Origin of the sequence: Caballeronia sp. LP006, assembly GCF_031450995.1 — a bacterium.
In the GTDB taxonomy this organism is placed as follows: domain Bacteria; phylum Pseudomonadota; class Gammaproteobacteria; order Burkholderiales; family Burkholderiaceae; genus Caballeronia.
Map to the genome: position 1 here is coordinate 1,132,105 of NZ_JARTVW010000005.1, position 15,270 is coordinate 1,147,374.

The following is a 15,270-nucleotide window of genomic DNA, read 5'->3' on the forward strand; positions in this document are numbered from 1 at the left end:
ATAGCGATATGAAAGGCATCGGATTTGCCCGGCTGCGACGATATGCTTGGATCATATTGTCGAGCGCGCTGGTTTTGACAGGCGGCATGCAGGACGCATGGGCCGACGCTTGCACGGGCGGAGGTCAGAGTGTGCAGGCCATTCTCCCCGCGACGATTTCGGTGCCGCGCGACTTGCCGGTGGGCGCCATTCTGGCGCCCTGGAGCATCACGTCGATGGTCAACTACGTGTGCACCATGTCGACGACATCCGGTTCCGGCATGTATTCGAAGTTGAATGTCGCATGGCCGAAAAGCAGCGTGACGATTGCGAGCACACCGGGTCCAGGTCTCGCGTCCTATACGGTCTTGCAGACCAATGTGCCCGGAGTTGGCATGGCCATCGCGTTCGACGGCGAGCCGAGTTCGTGTGGCGGCGCGGATTGGCTCGACGAGGTGTCGCCCTCCGTGCGGCCGCCCTACGTGGGCTGGACCTGTACCGCCACTGGTTCCAACCTCAAAAACTATGGGCGTTGGGCAGTTGCGCTCGTGAAGACAGGCGTTGTGAGCGCGGCGGGTGTGCTGGGCGCGCAGACGCTGGCGAGCTCAAGCTCCATGATCAATTTTGTCCCGGACAGCCCGGGCACCACGCCTTTTTATCTGATCGTCCCGGCGGTGACGGTCGTCCCGCTTACCTGCCAGACCCCCGATGTGCCGGTGCCGCTCGGCACCCATTTTCCGGTGGAGATGGCGTCTGTCGGTGCGACTACCGCGGCGGTCCCGTTCAACATCAGCCTCAACAATTGTCCCTCGGGGATGAATGGCGTCCTGTATGAAATCGATCCCACGACCAGTGTGCTTAACAGTTCGCAATCCGTCGTGGCGCTCAATGGCTCGTCGTCGGCCACGGGCGTGGGCGTGCAGCTACTGGATGGCTCCGGCGCGGTGTTTCCGCTGAGCACGACGAAAGCATTCTCCGGCTATAACAGTTCCACGGGTGGCAGCTATGTCATCCCGATGAAGGCGCGTTACTATCGAACCGGTACCGTGACGCCCGGACCGGCGAACACGTCGATGATCCTCACCATGACCTATCAATAGGCATCGCCGGACAGCGCTGCTCAGGTTGCTTGCCACGGACAGACGTCCGAAAAAAACGCCCCTCAAGAGGGGCGTTCCTGTTTCGAGCGTCGCGGTTGTCGTTCAGCGCACCCGCATTCCCGGCGTGGCCCCGCCATGCGGTTCGAGAATATAGAGCCCCGGCTCCTTCTTCTCGTCGGCGGCGGACGCCGCCAGCACCATGCCTTCCGACAGGCCGAACTTCATCTTGCGCGGCGCGAGATTGGCGACCATCACGGTCAGCTTGCCGATCAGATCCTGCGGCTGATAAGCCGAACGAATACCCGAGAACACATTGCGCGTTTTCTCTTCGCCGATATCGAGCGTCAGTTGCAAGAGCTTGTCGGAGCCTTCGACCGTTTTGCAATCGACGATCTTCGCGATACGCAGATCGATTTTCGAGAAGTCGTCGATGGAGATGACGCCTGGCGTCTCTTCGTTCGCTTGCTTCTTGGCGGGCGCCGCGCTCTTAGCCGCACTCGCACTTGTAGCAGCGGCAGAAGCAGCGGCCGCTTCCGGCGCCGCCTGCAACGACTCGCGATTCGCCGCGAGCAAGGCCTCGATCTGCTTCGGGTCGACGCGCGTGGTCAGATGCTTGTACGCGTTCACGGCATTGGCCGACGACAGCGGCATGTCCGCATCCGCCCAGACGAGCGGCGCGATGCCGAGGAACGCCTCGACCGCTTCGATCAGCTTCGGCAACACCGGCTTCAGCGCAAGCGACAACAGGCGGAACGCCTCCAGACTCACGCTGCAAGTCTCGTGCAACGCGACCGAGTTGGCCGGGTCCTTCGCCTGTTCCCAGGGCTTCGCGGTATCGACGTAGCCGTTGACGGTATCGGCGAGATCCATGGTCGTGCGCAGCGCGCGGCCGTATTCGCGCGACTCGTAGAAGCCGGCAATCTGCGGAATCGCGGCGCGCAGTTGCGCAAGCAGCGGATGCTGCATCGCGCTGTCCTGCACGCGGCCGTCGAAGCGCTTCAGAAGAAAGCCCGCCGCGCGGCTCGCGATATTCACGTATTTGCCGACGAGATCGCTGTTCACGCGCGCCTGGAAGTCTTCCAGGTTGAGGTCGATGTCTTCCATCGTGCTGTTCAGCTTGGCCGCGAAGTAGTAGCGCAGCCATTCCGGATTGATGCCGGTATCGATCACGCTTTGCGCCGTGATGAACGTGCCACGCGACTTCGACATCTTCGCGCCGTCGACGGTCAGAAAGCCGTGCGCGAACACGTTCGTCGGCGTGCGATGACCGGAGTATTCGAGCATCGCGGGCCAGAAGAGTGTGTGGAAATACAGAATGTCCTTGCCGATGAAGTGGTACTGCTCGGTCTTCGAACCGGGCTTCACCCATTCATCGAAATCCAGGCCGATACGGTCCGCGAGATTCTTGAAGCTCGCGTAATAGCCGACCGGGGCGTCGACCCAGACGTAGAAGTACTTGCCCGGCGCACCGGGGATTTCAAAGCCGAAGTAGGGCGCGTCGCGCGAGATGTCCCAGTCGGCGAGCTTGGCCTCGCCCTTGTCGCCGAGCCATTCGCGCATCTTGTTCGTGGCTTCGGGCTGCGCGAGTCCGCCGACCCAGCCGCGCAGAAAGTCTTCGCAACGCGGGTCCGACAGGCGGAAGAAATAATGCGTGGAAATCTTGCGGATGGGCGTCGCACCCGACACCACCGAATACGGGTTGATGAGTTCGGTGGGCTGATAAGTCGAGCCGCAAACCTCGCAATTGTCGCCGTACTGGTCCTTCGCGCCGCACTTCGGGCACTGGCCCTTGATGAAGCGGTCCGGCAGGAACATTTCCTTGACCGGATCGTAGGCCTGCTCGATGTCGCGCGCGTCGATCAATCCCGCTTCCTGGAGCGCGGCGTAGATGGTGTTGCAAAGGACGCGGTTTTCCTCGGCATCGGTCGAATAATAGTTGTCGAAGGAAATGCCGAAGCTGTCGAAGTCGCGCTTGTGCTCTTTCCAAACGCGTTCGATCAGCGCTTTCGGCGTGATGCCTTCTTTTTCGGCGCGCAGCATGATGGGCGTGCCGTGGGTATCGTCGGCGCCGACGTAGTAGACCTCGTGGCCATGCATGCGCAGCGTCCGAACCCAGATGTCCGTCTGAATGTATTCGACCATATGGCCGATATGAATCTGACCGTTCGCATACGGCAACGCGGACGTGACGAGGATCTGGCGAGCGCCGTTCTTGACGGCGGGCGCGGCGGTGGCGATGGCTGGAATCGGTGCTGACATAAGGCGCGGCCCGGAGGAAATGCAGAAGTTGATCGAAGAACGCAAAAAAAGCGATTTTCGATTTTAGCAGGGAGGGGAAGGAAGACGGAGAGGCGGGGAGACTTGGGCGCGGCAGCCGAAAACCATCGCACCAAAAAAAACCGGGGTCCAAAACCGGGCCCCGGAGCAACAACGACAAGAGGAGAATGGCAGGTGGCGGCCTCGCCGCGCGCCTACCGTAAAGACAGACACGCGCCGTGCGCCCAAGTTTCAAATTTTTTTCAGGCGGCTTCGCGCGCTTTGCCACGCTGCGCCGGCATCTGCCGATTCTCCTTATAAATCAGAAATTTATTGCACTTGGCCCGGCTGTGCCGTCGCGCGCAGGTAAATTTCCACGCGACGATTTTGCGCGCGGCCTGCTTCGGTCGAGTTGTCGGCGATCGGCTGGTTCTGTCCCATGCCCTGCGACGAGAGACGCTGACCGGCGACACCGTGCGTGGCGATATAGGAAGCCACGCTTTGCGCGCGATTCTGCGACAGCGTCTGGTTGTAAGCCGCCGTGCCGGTGTTATCCGTATGGCCGATCACGTTGGCGATCAACTCCGGATGCTGCTGCAACGTTTGCGTGACGGAGTTCAGAACCGGATCGAACGTCGGCTTGATCGCGTAGCTGTTGGTGTCGAAAGAAATCGAGTTCGGGATGTTAACCTTGAGCGATCCGTCTTGCTGCTCGGTCACCTGCGTGCCGGTGCCCTTCGAGTCGCCGGAAATCTTGTTGCGAATGGCTTGCCAGTTATAGCCGGTCACGCCGCCGACAGCCGCGCCTGCAGCCGCGCCGATTGCCGCGCCCTTGCCGCCGCCGAAAATCGCACCGAGGCCAGCGCCGGTCGCGGCGCCGACGCCCGTGCCGACCGCCGCATTGTTACCCTGCTCCGTCGCGCAGCCCGCGACCAGTGCGCCAGCAACGACGAAAACCGACAAACGGGTCATCAACTTCAACTTCATGTTTGATCTCCTTGAATCAACGAGCGATTCGGCGCGCCGCGCCGACAGTACGTAAGGGTCTTCGGACGTGCGTCCGGACGAACCTCTACAATTATGAGAAATGAGAGCGCGTCAGTCGCCAGTGGCGATGCATCCCGGAAACAATTACCGCGCGCAATAGTGCAATGCGCGGGGACGCGGCGCAACGGCTCTAACAATTACTTTCACTTTCCTCAGTTTGTTGCAATGCGCCGTCGCATCAGCACAAACCATTCCATGGAGTTGCAATGAGTATCGACCGCGCGAAGATCGACGCCGCACTAGCCACACTGACCGATCCGAACACCAGCCGCAAGTTCGTCGATACCAAAAGTATCCGCAACGTTTCGCTACAAAACGGCACGGTCTCGGTGAGCGTCGTACTGGGTTATCCGGCGCGTACGCAGTTCGCGGCCACAGCCAAACTGGTCGAGGATGCGTTGCGTGCGGTTCCCGGCGTGGAAGACGTCGTCGTCGATGTGTCCTCGCAAGTCGTCGCGCACGCGGTACAGCGCGGCGTAAAGCTGCTGCCGAACGTCAAGAACATTATCGCGGTGGCGTCGGGCAAGGGCGGCGTCGGCAAGAGCACGACAGCCGCGAACCTCGCGCTCGCACTGGCGGCGGAAGGCGCCAATGTCGGCATGCTCGACGCGGACATCTACGGCCCGTCCTTGCCGATGATGCTCGGCATCTCCGGCCGGCCCGAGTCGCCCGACAACCAGTCGATGAATCCGCTGATCGGTCATGGCATTCAGGCGAATTCCATCGGCTTTCTGATCGAGCAGGACAACCCGATGGTCTGGCGCGGCCCGATGGTCACCTCCGCGCTCGAACAACTGCTGCGTCAGACCAACTGGAAAGACCTGGATTATCTCGTCGTCGACATGCCGCCGGGCACGGGCGACATTCAGTTGACGCTCTCGCAGAAAGTGCCGGTGACGGGCGCGGTGATCGTCACCACGCCGCAGGACATCGCGCTGCTCGACGCCAAGAAGGGCCTCAAGATGTTCGAGAAGGTCGGCATTCCCATTCTCGGTATCGTCGAAAACATGAGCACGCATATCTGCTCGAATTGCGGGCACGAGGAGCATATCTTCGGCGCGGGCGGCGGCGAGCGCATGGCGAAGGAATACGGCGTCGAGATTCTCGGCCAGTTGCCGCTCGATATCGCGATTCGAGAACGCACCGATGCCGGTCAGCCGACAGTCGTTTCGCAGCCGGAAAGCCGGATTGCCGAGACGTATCGCGCGATTGCGCGGCGCGTGGCGATTGCCATTGCCGATCGTCAGCGCGACATGACGTCGAAGTTTCCGAGCATCGTCGTGCAGAACACTTGATGTGGCGCGCTTGGACGCGTTTCGCCGAAGCCTTGTGCGGTGCGGCTCGCGGTATCATGTCGCCTGCTATGGGCGGCCGCGCGGATGCACCGGGTGTCGGCGGGCCGCCGAGAGGATCGCATGAGACATAGATTCGACGGAAGGGCGGCGCACGCCGGACTTGCTTCGGCGCTCGTCGCCTGTAGTGTTCTCGTGAGCGGCTGCGGCATCATCTTCCAGAATCACGAGAAACGCGCCGACGCGATGCTTCAGCCGACGCCTGGCAACGCGGCGCGCGGCACCATCACGCTGATCGAGCGCGCGGACGGCGTTCAGGTGTCGTATAGCCTGATCGACATGCCGCCCGACAGCGATCACGCGCTGCAGGTTCACGAGCGCGGCGACTGCATCGCCATGGACGATCAGGACGCAAGCCCGGTCTTCGCGCTGCCGGCGGAGCGCAAGCGCGCCACCGCGCGTCTCGAAGGCGAACTCGGCAACATTCACGCAGATTCCACCGGATCGGCCACGGGCTTTTTCGTGGCGACGGACGTGTCGCTCGACGGCGTGCGCTCGGTCATCTCGCGCGCGATCGTGCTGCATCGCGAAGCCACCGATCCCTACGCCGCCAGTCCGCACAACGTGGGACCGGCGCTCGCATGCGGCGTCATCCGGCGCTGATCGATGAAGACGCCGCGAGTATCATTCGAATGGTCGATCACGGTCGAGCGTCGCCGATACGACGCGTCGTTCGCGTAAAATACGCGCTTTCCGTTTGGCCGCAGCGCGCGACAAAATCGCTGCCGCCATGCCCCGTTTCACCGCAGGCGTCCGGTCGCATGACCGCGAGCCGCAACGCTGGGTAGCGTCCCTATGAGCATCAAGTCCGACAAGTGGATCCGGCGCATGGCCGAAGAGCACAAGATGATCGAGCCGTTCGTGCGCGATCAGGTGCGCGTGACCGAAGACGGCCGCAAGATCGTGTCGTACGGAACGTCGAGCTACGGCTACGACATCCGCGTGGCCGACGAATTCAAGATCTTCACGAACATCAATTCCACCATCGTCGATCCGAAAAACTTCGACGAGAAATCGTTCGTCGACTTCAAGGGCGATGTCTGCATCATCCCGCCGAATTCCTTCGCGCTTGCCCGCACGGTCGAATATTTCCGTATTCCGCGCTCGTGCCTGACCGTGTGTCTCGGCAAGTCCACCTACGCGCGTTGCGGGATCATCGTGAACGTGACGCCGTTCGAGCCGGAATGGGAAGGCTACGTCACGCTCGAATTCTCGAATACGACACCTTTGCCTGCCAAAATCTACGCGAACGAAGGCGTCGCGCAGGTTCTGTTTTTCGAAAGCGACGAGATTTGCGAGACGTCGTATGCGGATCGCGGCGGCAAGTATCAGGGGCAGCACGGCGTTACCCTGCCGAAAACCTGATTCCTTCGCTTCTCAAAGAAACGCACACCGCATACGCTTGTCGAAAGACCGCTGTCGTCGAGCTTCCAGTCTCGGGCAGCGGTCGTTCCATTTGGAGATTCGCACGATGAAGTTCCGCTTTCCCGTCGTCATCATCGACGAAGACTTTCGCTCCGAGAATATCTCGGGTTCCGGCATTCGCGCGCTTGCCGAAGCGATCGAGCGCGAAGGCGCCGAAGTGCTCGGCCTGACGAGCTACGGCGACCTCGCGGCCTTCGCGCAGCAGTCGAGCCGCGCGTCGTGCTTCATTCTGTCGATCGACGACGACGAACTCCTGCCATATGCCGATAACGTCGTCGTGGAAGGCGACACGCCGGAACTGGCTTCGGCTATCGTCGCGTTGCGCGCGTTCATCAACGCCGTGCGCCGCCGCAACGCGGACATCCCGATCTTCCTGTACGGCGAGACGCGCACCTCGCGCCACTTGCCGAACGACATCCTGCGCGAGCTGCACGGCTTCATCCACATGTTCGAGGACACGCCGGAGTTCGTTGCACGGCACGTCATTCGCGAAGCCAAGGTGTATCTGGATTCGCTCGCGCCGCCGTTCTTCAAGGAACTGGTGCAGTACGCAGAAGAAGGTTCGTATTCGTGGCATTGTCCGGGACACTCGGGCGGCGTCGCGTTCCTGAAAAATCCACTCGGACAGATGTTCCACCAGTTCTTCGGCGAGAACATGTTGCGCGCGGACGTCTGCAATGCCGTCGAGGAACTCGGCCAGTTGCTCGATCACACCGGGCCGGTCGCGGCGTCCGAGCGTAACGCGGCGCGCATCTTCAGCGCGGATCATCTCTTCTTCGTGACCAACGGCACGTCCACCTCGAACAAGATCGTGTGGCACGCGACCGTGGCGCCGGGCGATATCGTGCTCGTGGACCGCAACTGTCACAAGTCGATCCTGCATGCCATCACCATGACGGGCGCGATCCCCGTGTTCCTCACGCCGACGCGCAACCAGTTCGGCATCATCGGACCGATTCCGCGCGACGAGTTCAAGCCCGAAAACATTCGCAAGAAGATCGAGGCGAATCCGTTCGCGCGCGAGGCGCTCGCGAAGAACCCGAAGATCAAGCCGCGCATTCTGACGATCACGCAAAGCACGTATGACGGCGTGATCTACAACGTCGAGATGATCAAGGACCTGCTCGGCGACCTGCTCGATACGCTGCACTTCGACGAAGCCTGGCTGCCGCACGCCGAGTTCCATTCGTTCTATCAGGACATGCACGCAATCGGCGCGGGCCGGCCGCGTACCGGCGCGCTCGTGTTCGCCACGCACTCCACGCACAAGCTGCTCGCGGGCATCTCGCAGGCGTCGCAGATTCTCGTGCAGGACAGCGAGAACAGCACCTTCGACCGGCATCGTTTCAACGAGGCGTACCTCATGCATACGTCGACGAGCCCGCAATACGCGATCATCGCGTCATGCGACGTGGCCGCGGCGATGATGGAAGCGCCGGGCGGCACGGCGCTCGTCGAGGAATCGATTGCGGAAGCGCTCGATTTCCGCCGCGCCATGCGCAAGGTCGACGACGAATACGGCGACGACTGGTTCTTCAAGGTCTGGGGCCCGGAGGCGCTGGCCGAAGAGGGTATAGGCGACCGCGAAGACTGGATGCTGAAGCCGAACGACCGCTGGCACGGCTTCGGCGCGCTCGCGGAAAACTTCAACATGCTCGACCCGATCAAGGCGACCATCATCACGCCGGGACTCGACGTGGACGGCAGCTTCGGCGACACGGGCATTCCGGCCGGCATCGTCACGCGCTATCTGGCCGAGCACGGCATTATCGTGGAGAAGACCGGGCTCTACTCGTTCTTCATCATGTTTACCATCGGCATCACGAAGGGCCGCTGGAACTCGATGGTCACCGAACTCCAGCAGTTCAAGGACGACTACGACAACAACCAGCCGCTATGGCGCGTGCTGCCGGAATTCATCGCACAGCATCCATCGTATGAGCGCATCGGCCTGCGCGATCTGTGCGAGCAGATTCACAGTGTTTATCGCGCGAACGACATCGCGCGTCTGACTACCGAGATGTATCTGTCGAGCATGGAGCCGGCCATGAAGCCGTCCGAAGCGTTCGCCAAGCTCGCGCACCGCGAAATCGACCGCGTGCCTATCGACGAACTCGAAGGGCGCGTGACGAGCATTCTGCTCACGCCGTATCCGCCGGGCATTCCGTTGCTGATTCCGGGCGAGCGCTTCAATCGCACGATCGTCGATTACCTGCGTTTCGCGCGCGAATTCAACGAACGCTTCCCAGGCTTCCATACCGACATCCACGGGCTCGTGGGCGAGGTGATCAACGGGCGTATCGAATACTTCGTCGATTGCGTGCGCGACTGAGTTGCGCCCGGCTGCGCGCTGATCGTTGCTAGAAGACGATCAGCGCCATGATGGTGTCGCGATACCTTCCCGGCGGTTTCGATTCCTGCGCCGGGACCTGGCCATAGACCACGAGCGTTTGCGGCTGGCCGGTTCCGGTATTGAAGGCCATCGTCGTGCCATTCGTGCCATCGGCCCAAGGCACCTTGTGTGTCGGGTCGATGTATAGCTGATAGTCGATGGTCTCTGTCCCACCCTGGCGAGCGAGCTTGCGGTTGGTGGTCGTCGCGCCGGGCGTCATGCCGCGGTCCAGCGCCACCGAAAAGGGCATGCCCGAGACGCACGTCACCCGCAACGAACTCGTCGCCTCGATCGGTTGATCGAGCAGGCTCGCCTCCCGAAAGACGAGGGGCGACGCGTCTATCGTGCAAGTCGGGCCGACCGTCGCCGTAACCGTGAACGGACCGCTCGTGTAGGGCGCCGTCGCCGTCTTGCAATCGGGTGGCGTGCCGGTGTATCCCACATAGACGAAGTAGGTGTCCGAGGCGCTGAACGGCATGGTGTACGTGCCGTTCGGTACGGGCTGGTTAGGCGGAATGCGTCCATAGAACGGCTCGTGTTCCCAGACCTTGCCGCCCGGATGAACGGGAAGATCGAGCGTCAGCGGCACGGTGTCGGGCGCCGTGACCGATCCCCACACACCTTGATGGTCCGGATCGACGTAGAGGTTGTAGTTCAATGTTGCGCCGCTTGGGCCAATGAGCGTGCGCGAGTCGGTGTGGCCGATGTTCAGGCACATGCGAACCATCGCCGTCGAATAGCCGCTGCACAAAATGTGAATGCCGCCGACGATATCGGCGGGCTCGGTGTCCGTCACATCGATGGAGCCGAAATCCGTATAGCCCACCGAAAACGTGCAGGTTTGCGAGCGCGCCGCGCCGGAGAGCGCGCAGAGCACGAGAAACACGAGCGCGTATCTGACGGGACGAAACGAGCCGTGCGTGCGGCGAAGGGGTGCGTGCATGTCATTTCTCCTTTTGGCTCTTGCCCTTGTCCGGCTGGCAGGTGATCGGCCCGAGCTGTGGCAGGTCTCCAGCCTTCGGCGGGTCGAGCCTGAAAACGGCTGAACAGTCGCCTTTTGCCTCGTGAATCGTCACGTGGTTGTCTGAATCGAGACGGCGGAAAAATGCAACGCCGTCGTAGCCGACGATCGCCGCTTCGCCCGTACTCGTGAGCGTCGCCACGGCGCCGGCGGGCAAGGGCGCGCCCGTGGTATCGACGAAACTCACCGACGCGCCCTGATAGCGCGACATGCCGAAGTGCGCGAGCGCACCCGAGCGCCGCTGCGGCGCGATGTCCAGTTTCGTTCTGTCGATGGATGCGTCTGGCGGCAGCGCGAGCGGGTCGATCGTCAGTTGATTGCGCTGATAGGAAGTCAGATTCGGCACGAGCAGATAGCCCTTCGAGTTCGTCACGCCGACAAAGCGGTTCTCCTGCGTGACAGGAACATTGGGGACGCCATCGGTCGAAACGAGCGCGAACGCGTCGGTGACCGTGCGCGTCGGCAAGATGGCGCCGTCCATGATCGCGATGCCGCCCGCCATGTCCGTGCTGAGCGCCGTCGTGCCGTTGAAGCGCTGCGCGGTCGCTTCGAAATCGCCGAACTTCGAGCGATAAGTCGTTCCGGCGAAGGCATGACGATAATCGGCACCGGCGCCGCCTTGAACCGACCAGCCCCAGCCGCCACCGTAGTCGGCGGGACGCGATGCGGTGACGTCGGCGGTCGTGTGTCCACCCGACTGCGCCACCGTCGTGCTGACCGACGTATTGCCGCCGAGCGCGATGGTTATGCCAATCGAACCGCCCCATACTCCGCGCTGCAGAAAGTCGCGATACGTGCTTGCGAAAAGCGACCAGCGGCTGCCGATCTGCGCGTTGTACGCAAGCGTGACGACGCGCGCGTGTCCCGAGAACGTGTCTTCGGAATCGACGTAGCTCACTGTCGCCGATTGCGACCGCATCAACGCGACCGATACGGTCGCCTGGTAAATATGCTGAAACACCGAGGTGCCGTCGAGGGCCGCGATATCGCGATAGTTGTTGGTCGCGTGCGTGGTCTGCAGCGTCAGCGAAGCCGCAGGACTGATGTACTGGTAGCCAAGACTGAAAAGCGCGCCGGTCGCGCCATTCAGCTTGCTGCCCGCGGCCGCCGCATTGAAGACGCCGAATTGGCCTGCGCGCACGATCGCGCCCGTGCCGGCGTTGCTTAAACCTTGCCCGCCTTCCGCGTGGGCTTGCAGTGTGAGCCAGTCGGTGATGCCATACGCGGCCGTGCCGCTGAAGACGGGCGATGCCTCGTACGACCAGGAGCGCAGCGTGTAATCGTCGCGCAGAAAGCCGAATTCCGCCGAATAGCTCGACAGGCCTTTTGACAGCAGATGTGTGTCGATATAAAGCGGCACGCTCGTCGTGACGCGACGGCCGAGCGCATCGGTCACGACCACTTGCGCCGTGCCCGCGCCTGTCAGACTGGGCGCCTGCGCGATCTGGAACGGACCCGGCGCGACGTTGCCGTTGTACTGGCGCAGACCGTTGATATACAAGTCGACGGCCGAGGGCACCGCGGCCGATCCGCTGAACATCGGCAGGGGAAACGTCACGAGATCCGGGCGCAGGCTGAAATCGCGCTGTATCTGGAAGCCGCCGAATCGCACCGAGCGCGTCCACGCGAGCGAGCCGGAGATGGCGTCGCCGAACGTCATCGTCATGAGTTTGGCCGGATTCGAATAGACCCAGTTCGTGTCCAGCCGCGTGTAGCCGTTGGTTCCGGCGCCGTTGAGGTAAGTGCCGGTGTTGTCGAATACGCCCGCCGGACTGAAGAGCCGCTGTTCGTTCCAGACGCCGAACTGACCGGCCGCCATTTCGCCCAGTTGGCGCGTGTACGTCACGTCGTAGTTGAGCGCGAAGCCGGTGCCGGGCGTTGCCTTCGGTGTAACCGGAAGCCGGTTGCCGAGGCGCTGCGCGATCTGACGCGACCGGTCGACGTCAAGAAGCGCCTGCTGACGCGCGGAGGAATAAGTGGCGCGCACGCCTGGAATCGATGAAACGGCGATCCATCCGTCTGCATCGGCATGTAAGTCGTCGACCCGGATGGCCGCATTCTCGAGCGTGGCGCGCTCGGCATAGAGCTGGCCGTGACGCAACTCGAAGTTGGACGGCTCGCCCAGGTTCGTGCCGTTGACGACGATCTCGAGCACGAGCGACTGCGTTTCTTGCGATTGCATGTCGAGCGAGGCGGTGCGCGGCGAGCCCGCGATATTCGGAACCTGGCTGGGCGAGCCGCCGGTGATATCGACTTGAGCAACAGCCGCTTGGGAAAACACGCCCAGTGAAATCAGGAGAGGAACACCGCGCGTCACGAGCCTTGGGCGAGTCGATCCATCCATGACGATGCACGCCGTTCCCGTGGCAACCCCGAACGATCAGGGCGCGGCCGGATTGCTCAACGATCCGTTCATGCTGGCGCCGTTCACCGTGGCGCTGACTTCGCCCGTCTTGCCGCGCATGGCGCTGGCCGCGTCGGGGAGTATCCATGAGCGCACCCGGCCTGGCAGCACGTAGCCGAGCAAACCGCCGGACACGCGCACATCCTTGTCCGATGTCTTGAGTGAAACGGTGCTCAGTTGCGCGTGAATGTCGCCATCGTTTTGCACTCGCAGATACGCCTTGCCGTTTCTTTCGACGACGGACCATTGCAGCTTCGGCGTGCTCGCCTCACCGCGCGGCGAAATGAATAGGGGTACGGAATATCGAAAGCGAAACTGAACCGCCGATTGCTTGTCGCCGCCGTCGGGCGGCAACTCGTCGATGATCAGGCGGTATGCGCGTTCCTGTGCAACGGGTGCGGCGTTGGCTCGAATGACGCGGATGACTTGCTGACCGCCGGCGGGCACTTCGGCGATAGGCGGACTGGCGATCAGATCGCGGGTAGGCGTGAGTTTGTCTTCTTCGTCGGACTGATCCCAGACGAAGGTTCGCACCTGAGCGTGAATCGGTTCATCGCCATCGTTGCGTAACGTGACGACCTTGCCGTTTTCCGGGCCAGCGAGCTGGATTGAAACCGGAGATATCTGCAATGACGCGGCGAGCGAGGCAGCGCATTCCAAAAGCAGAAAGGCTGCCCATGCTGGTTGTGTAAAGCGTGGCATCGTCGGTCTCCCGAATTACTTCCGACGATGCCAGTGATATAGCTTTATTCGAGCTCTGGCAAGCTTTGCACATGAAGCGAAGCGAGTTGCCTCAGAACACGACCGTGGCGGTAACAGTCGAGCTATAGGTGCCTGCGGCCGGTGTGGTTTGCGACGGTACGCGGCCGTACACGACGAGGCTCTGACTGTCGCCATTACCTACACCCGAAGCCGTGTCGATGCCGGTCTGCTGGCCCCAGAGCTTGGTGCGGGCTGCATCGCGATACAGGTTGAAATTGACCGAGGCGTCGCCGGTGGCGTTGGCGAGCTTGCGCTTTGCGATGAGCGAACCGGCTGCCGTGCCGGCATCGAGCGCGACGTTGTAGGGCGTTCCGGACGTGCAAGTCACCGCGAGGTTGCTGGACTGATCGACGTTGTCGGTAAGCGCGCCGGTGTCGCCGAAATTCAAGGGATTCGCCGAGATCGAGCAATCGTCTTGAACGTTGAGCGTCACGTCGAACGTCGCGGTCTTGCTGCCGGCGAAGGCGCTGGGCGTGGCGACGGCAACGGTGCTTGCAACGATAGCAATGATGGCGACATTCTTGATCAGGTTACGCATGCTTGAGACTCTCCGGTACGAATTTAAGCGGGAAGCTTTCGATTCGGCGCTGCGTTTTTCTGCATCGCCGCGACATGTATGAATCATAGGGACGGGCGCTTTAAGACTGAATGAGACGAATCTCATTTGAGATAGCGTTGTGCTGCCTTTCCCTTACTGCATCAGGAGACGCGGCTTTATCGGAATAAATTTGCTGCGCCGTCAGATGCAAAAACGGCCTCCCGAAGGAGGCCGTTCCGTCTGCTTATCTACTCGCTTCAGAACACGACCGTTGCGGTGACAGTCGAGCTATAAGTGCCTGCGGCCGGTGTGGTTTGCGACGGTACGCGGCCGTACACGACGAGACTCTGACTTTTGCCATTACCTACGCCCGCTGTCGTGTCGGTGCCGGTCGTCTGGCCCCAGAGCTGCGTGCGGGCTGCATCGCGATACAGGTTGAAGTCGACCGTCGCGGTGCCGCCGGCATTGGCGAGCTTGCGTGTCGCGACTTGCGAACCGGTTGCCGTGCCGGCATCGAGCGCGACGTTGTAAGGCGTGCCCGTGGTGCAGGTCACGGCGAGGTTGCTGGACTGATCGACGTTGTCGGTAAGCGCGCCGGTGTCGCCGAAGTTCAAGGGGTTCGCCGAGATCGAGCAATCGTCTTGAATGTTGAGCGTCACGTCGAACGTTGCGGTCTTGCTGCCGGCGAAGGCGCTGGGCGTAGCGACGGCAACGGTGCTTGCAACGATAGCGATGATGGCGACATTCTTGATCAGGTTACGCATGCTTGAGACTCTCCAGTACAAATTTAAGCGGGAAGCTTTTGATTCGGCGCTGCGTTTTTCTGCATCGCCGCGACATGTATGAATCATAGAGGCGAGCGCTTTAAGACTGAATGAGACGAATCTCAATTGAGATAGCGTTATGCTGCGTTTCCCTTGCTGCATCAAAGGCTGCGGCTTTATTAAGATAGAAGCGCTGCGCCGTCAGATATAGAAACGGCCTCCCGAAGGAG

The 15,270-nt window shown here is 61.7% G+C and carries 12 protein-coding genes; 5 read left to right on the top strand and 7 right to left on the bottom strand.

What is annotated here, in order from left to right; all coding sequences use genetic code 11:
• Positions 1–8 precede the first annotated feature (8 nt).
• Positions 9–1,079: a fimbrial protein gene (locus tag P9250_RS21925; RefSeq protein WP_250463572.1), complete on the top strand. Its 1,071-nt coding sequence runs from the start codon at positions 9–11 to the stop codon at positions 1,077–1,079.
• A 102-nt stretch (positions 1,080–1,181) separates the two neighbouring features.
• Here P9250_RS21925 and metG read toward each other — a convergent pair whose 3' ends face one another.
• Complete coding sequence (gene metG / locus P9250_RS21930) at positions 1,182–3,338, bottom strand: methionine--tRNA ligase (protein WP_310395153.1); 2,157 nt, start codon at positions 3,336–3,338, stop codon at positions 1,182–1,184.
• 327 nt (positions 3,339–3,665) lie between these two features.
• Complete coding sequence (locus tag P9250_RS21935) at positions 3,666–4,322, bottom strand: OmpA family protein (RefSeq protein ID WP_244827286.1); 657 nt, start codon at positions 4,320–4,322, stop codon at positions 3,666–3,668.
• A gap of 266 nt (positions 4,323–4,588) precedes the next feature.
• Here P9250_RS21935 and apbC point away from each other — a divergent pair, with 266 nt between their 5' ends.
• The 4 genes from apbC to P9250_RS21955 all read left to right on the top strand — a co-directional run bounded on the left by apbC (position 4,589) and on the right by P9250_RS21955 (position 9,491).
• On the top strand, positions 4,589–5,677 hold the full coding sequence (gene apbC, locus P9250_RS21940; protein ID WP_244827287.1) for an iron-sulfur cluster carrier protein ApbC: 1,089 nt from the start codon (positions 4,589–4,591) through the stop codon (positions 5,675–5,677).
• Positions 5,678–5,797: 120 nt separating this feature from the next.
• The gene (locus P9250_RS21945; protein WP_310395155.1) at positions 5,798–6,337 is read left to right on the top strand and encodes a superoxide dismutase family protein; all 540 of its coding nucleotides are present in this window, start codon (positions 5,798–5,800) and stop codon (positions 6,335–6,337) included.
• A 192-nt stretch (positions 6,338–6,529) separates the two neighbouring features.
• Positions 6,530–7,099, top strand: coding sequence for a dCTP deaminase (gene dcd, locus P9250_RS21950; protein WP_086972352.1), 570 nt, complete (start codon positions 6,530–6,532; stop codon positions 7,097–7,099).
• Between the two features lie 106 nt (positions 7,100–7,205).
• On the top strand, positions 7,206–9,491 hold the full coding sequence (locus P9250_RS21955; protein WP_244827289.1) for an arginine/lysine/ornithine decarboxylase: 2,286 nt from the start codon (positions 7,206–7,208) through the stop codon (positions 9,489–9,491).
• A 28-nt stretch (positions 9,492–9,519) separates the two neighbouring features.
• Here P9250_RS21955 and P9250_RS21960 read toward each other — a convergent pair whose 3' ends face one another.
• The 5 genes from P9250_RS21960 to P9250_RS21980 form a co-directional block, all read right to left on the bottom strand.
• On the bottom strand, positions 9,520–10,494 hold the full coding sequence (locus tag P9250_RS21960; RefSeq protein ID WP_250491931.1) for a spore coat protein U domain-containing protein: 975 nt from the start codon (positions 10,492–10,494) through the stop codon (positions 9,520–9,522).
• 1 nt (position 10,495) lies between these two features.
• Positions 10,496–12,916 carry a fimbria/pilus outer membrane usher protein gene (locus tag P9250_RS21965; RefSeq protein ID WP_310395158.1) on the bottom strand — a complete coding sequence of 807 codons (2,421 nt, stop codon included), beginning with the start codon at positions 12,914–12,916 and terminating at the stop codon, positions 10,496–10,498.
• A gap of 36 nt (positions 12,917–12,952) precedes the next feature.
• A complete protein-coding gene (locus P9250_RS21970; RefSeq protein WP_250491933.1) occupies positions 12,953–13,678 on the bottom strand; it encodes a molecular chaperone in 726 nt (241 codons plus the stop codon).
• A 91-nt stretch (positions 13,679–13,769) separates the two neighbouring features.
• Complete coding sequence (locus P9250_RS21975) at positions 13,770–14,276, bottom strand: spore coat U domain-containing protein (protein ID WP_310395161.1); 507 nt, start codon at positions 14,274–14,276, stop codon at positions 13,770–13,772.
• 257 nt (positions 14,277–14,533) lie between these two features.
• Positions 14,534–15,040: a spore coat U domain-containing protein gene (locus P9250_RS21980; RefSeq protein ID WP_244827295.1), complete on the bottom strand. Its 507-nt coding sequence runs from the start codon at positions 15,038–15,040 to the stop codon at positions 14,534–14,536.
• Between the last annotated feature and the right edge of the window lie 230 nt (positions 15,041–15,270).

What these genes read in the sequence shown, in the direction of transcription:
- P9250_RS21925 (WP_250463572.1), top strand. Translation starts at nt 9, where the DNA reads ATGAAAGGCATCGGATTTGCCCGGCTGCGACGATATGCTTGGATCATA.
- metG (WP_310395153.1), bottom strand. Translation starts at nt 3,338, where the DNA reads ATGTCAGCACCGATTCCAGCCATCGCCACCGCCGCGCCCGCCGTCAAG.
- P9250_RS21935 (WP_244827286.1), bottom strand. Translation starts at nt 4,322, where the DNA reads ATGAAGTTGAAGTTGATGACCCGTTTGTCGGTTTTCGTCGTTGCTGGC.
- apbC (WP_244827287.1), top strand. Translation starts at nt 4,589, where the DNA reads ATGAGTATCGACCGCGCGAAGATCGACGCCGCACTAGCCACACTGACC.
- P9250_RS21945 (WP_310395155.1), top strand. Translation starts at nt 5,798, where the DNA reads ATGAGACATAGATTCGACGGAAGGGCGGCGCACGCCGGACTTGCTTCG.
- dcd (WP_086972352.1), top strand. Translation starts at nt 6,530, where the DNA reads ATGAGCATCAAGTCCGACAAGTGGATCCGGCGCATGGCCGAAGAGCAC.
- P9250_RS21955 (WP_244827289.1), top strand. Translation starts at nt 7,206, where the DNA reads ATGAAGTTCCGCTTTCCCGTCGTCATCATCGACGAAGACTTTCGCTCC.
- P9250_RS21960 (WP_250491931.1), bottom strand. Translation starts at nt 10,494, where the DNA reads ATGCACGCACCCCTTCGCCGCACGCACGGCTCGTTTCGTCCCGTCAGA.
- P9250_RS21965 (WP_310395158.1), bottom strand. Translation starts at nt 12,916, where the DNA reads ATGGATGGATCGACTCGCCCAAGGCTCGTGACGCGCGGTGTTCCTCTC.
- P9250_RS21970 (WP_250491933.1), bottom strand. Translation starts at nt 13,678, where the DNA reads ATGCCACGCTTTACACAACCAGCATGGGCAGCCTTTCTGCTTTTGGAA.
- P9250_RS21975 (WP_310395161.1), bottom strand. Translation starts at nt 14,276, where the DNA reads ATGCGTAACCTGATCAAGAATGTCGCCATCATTGCTATCGTTGCAAGC.
- P9250_RS21980 (WP_244827295.1), bottom strand. Translation starts at nt 15,040, where the DNA reads ATGCGTAACCTGATCAAGAATGTCGCCATCATCGCTATCGTTGCAAGC.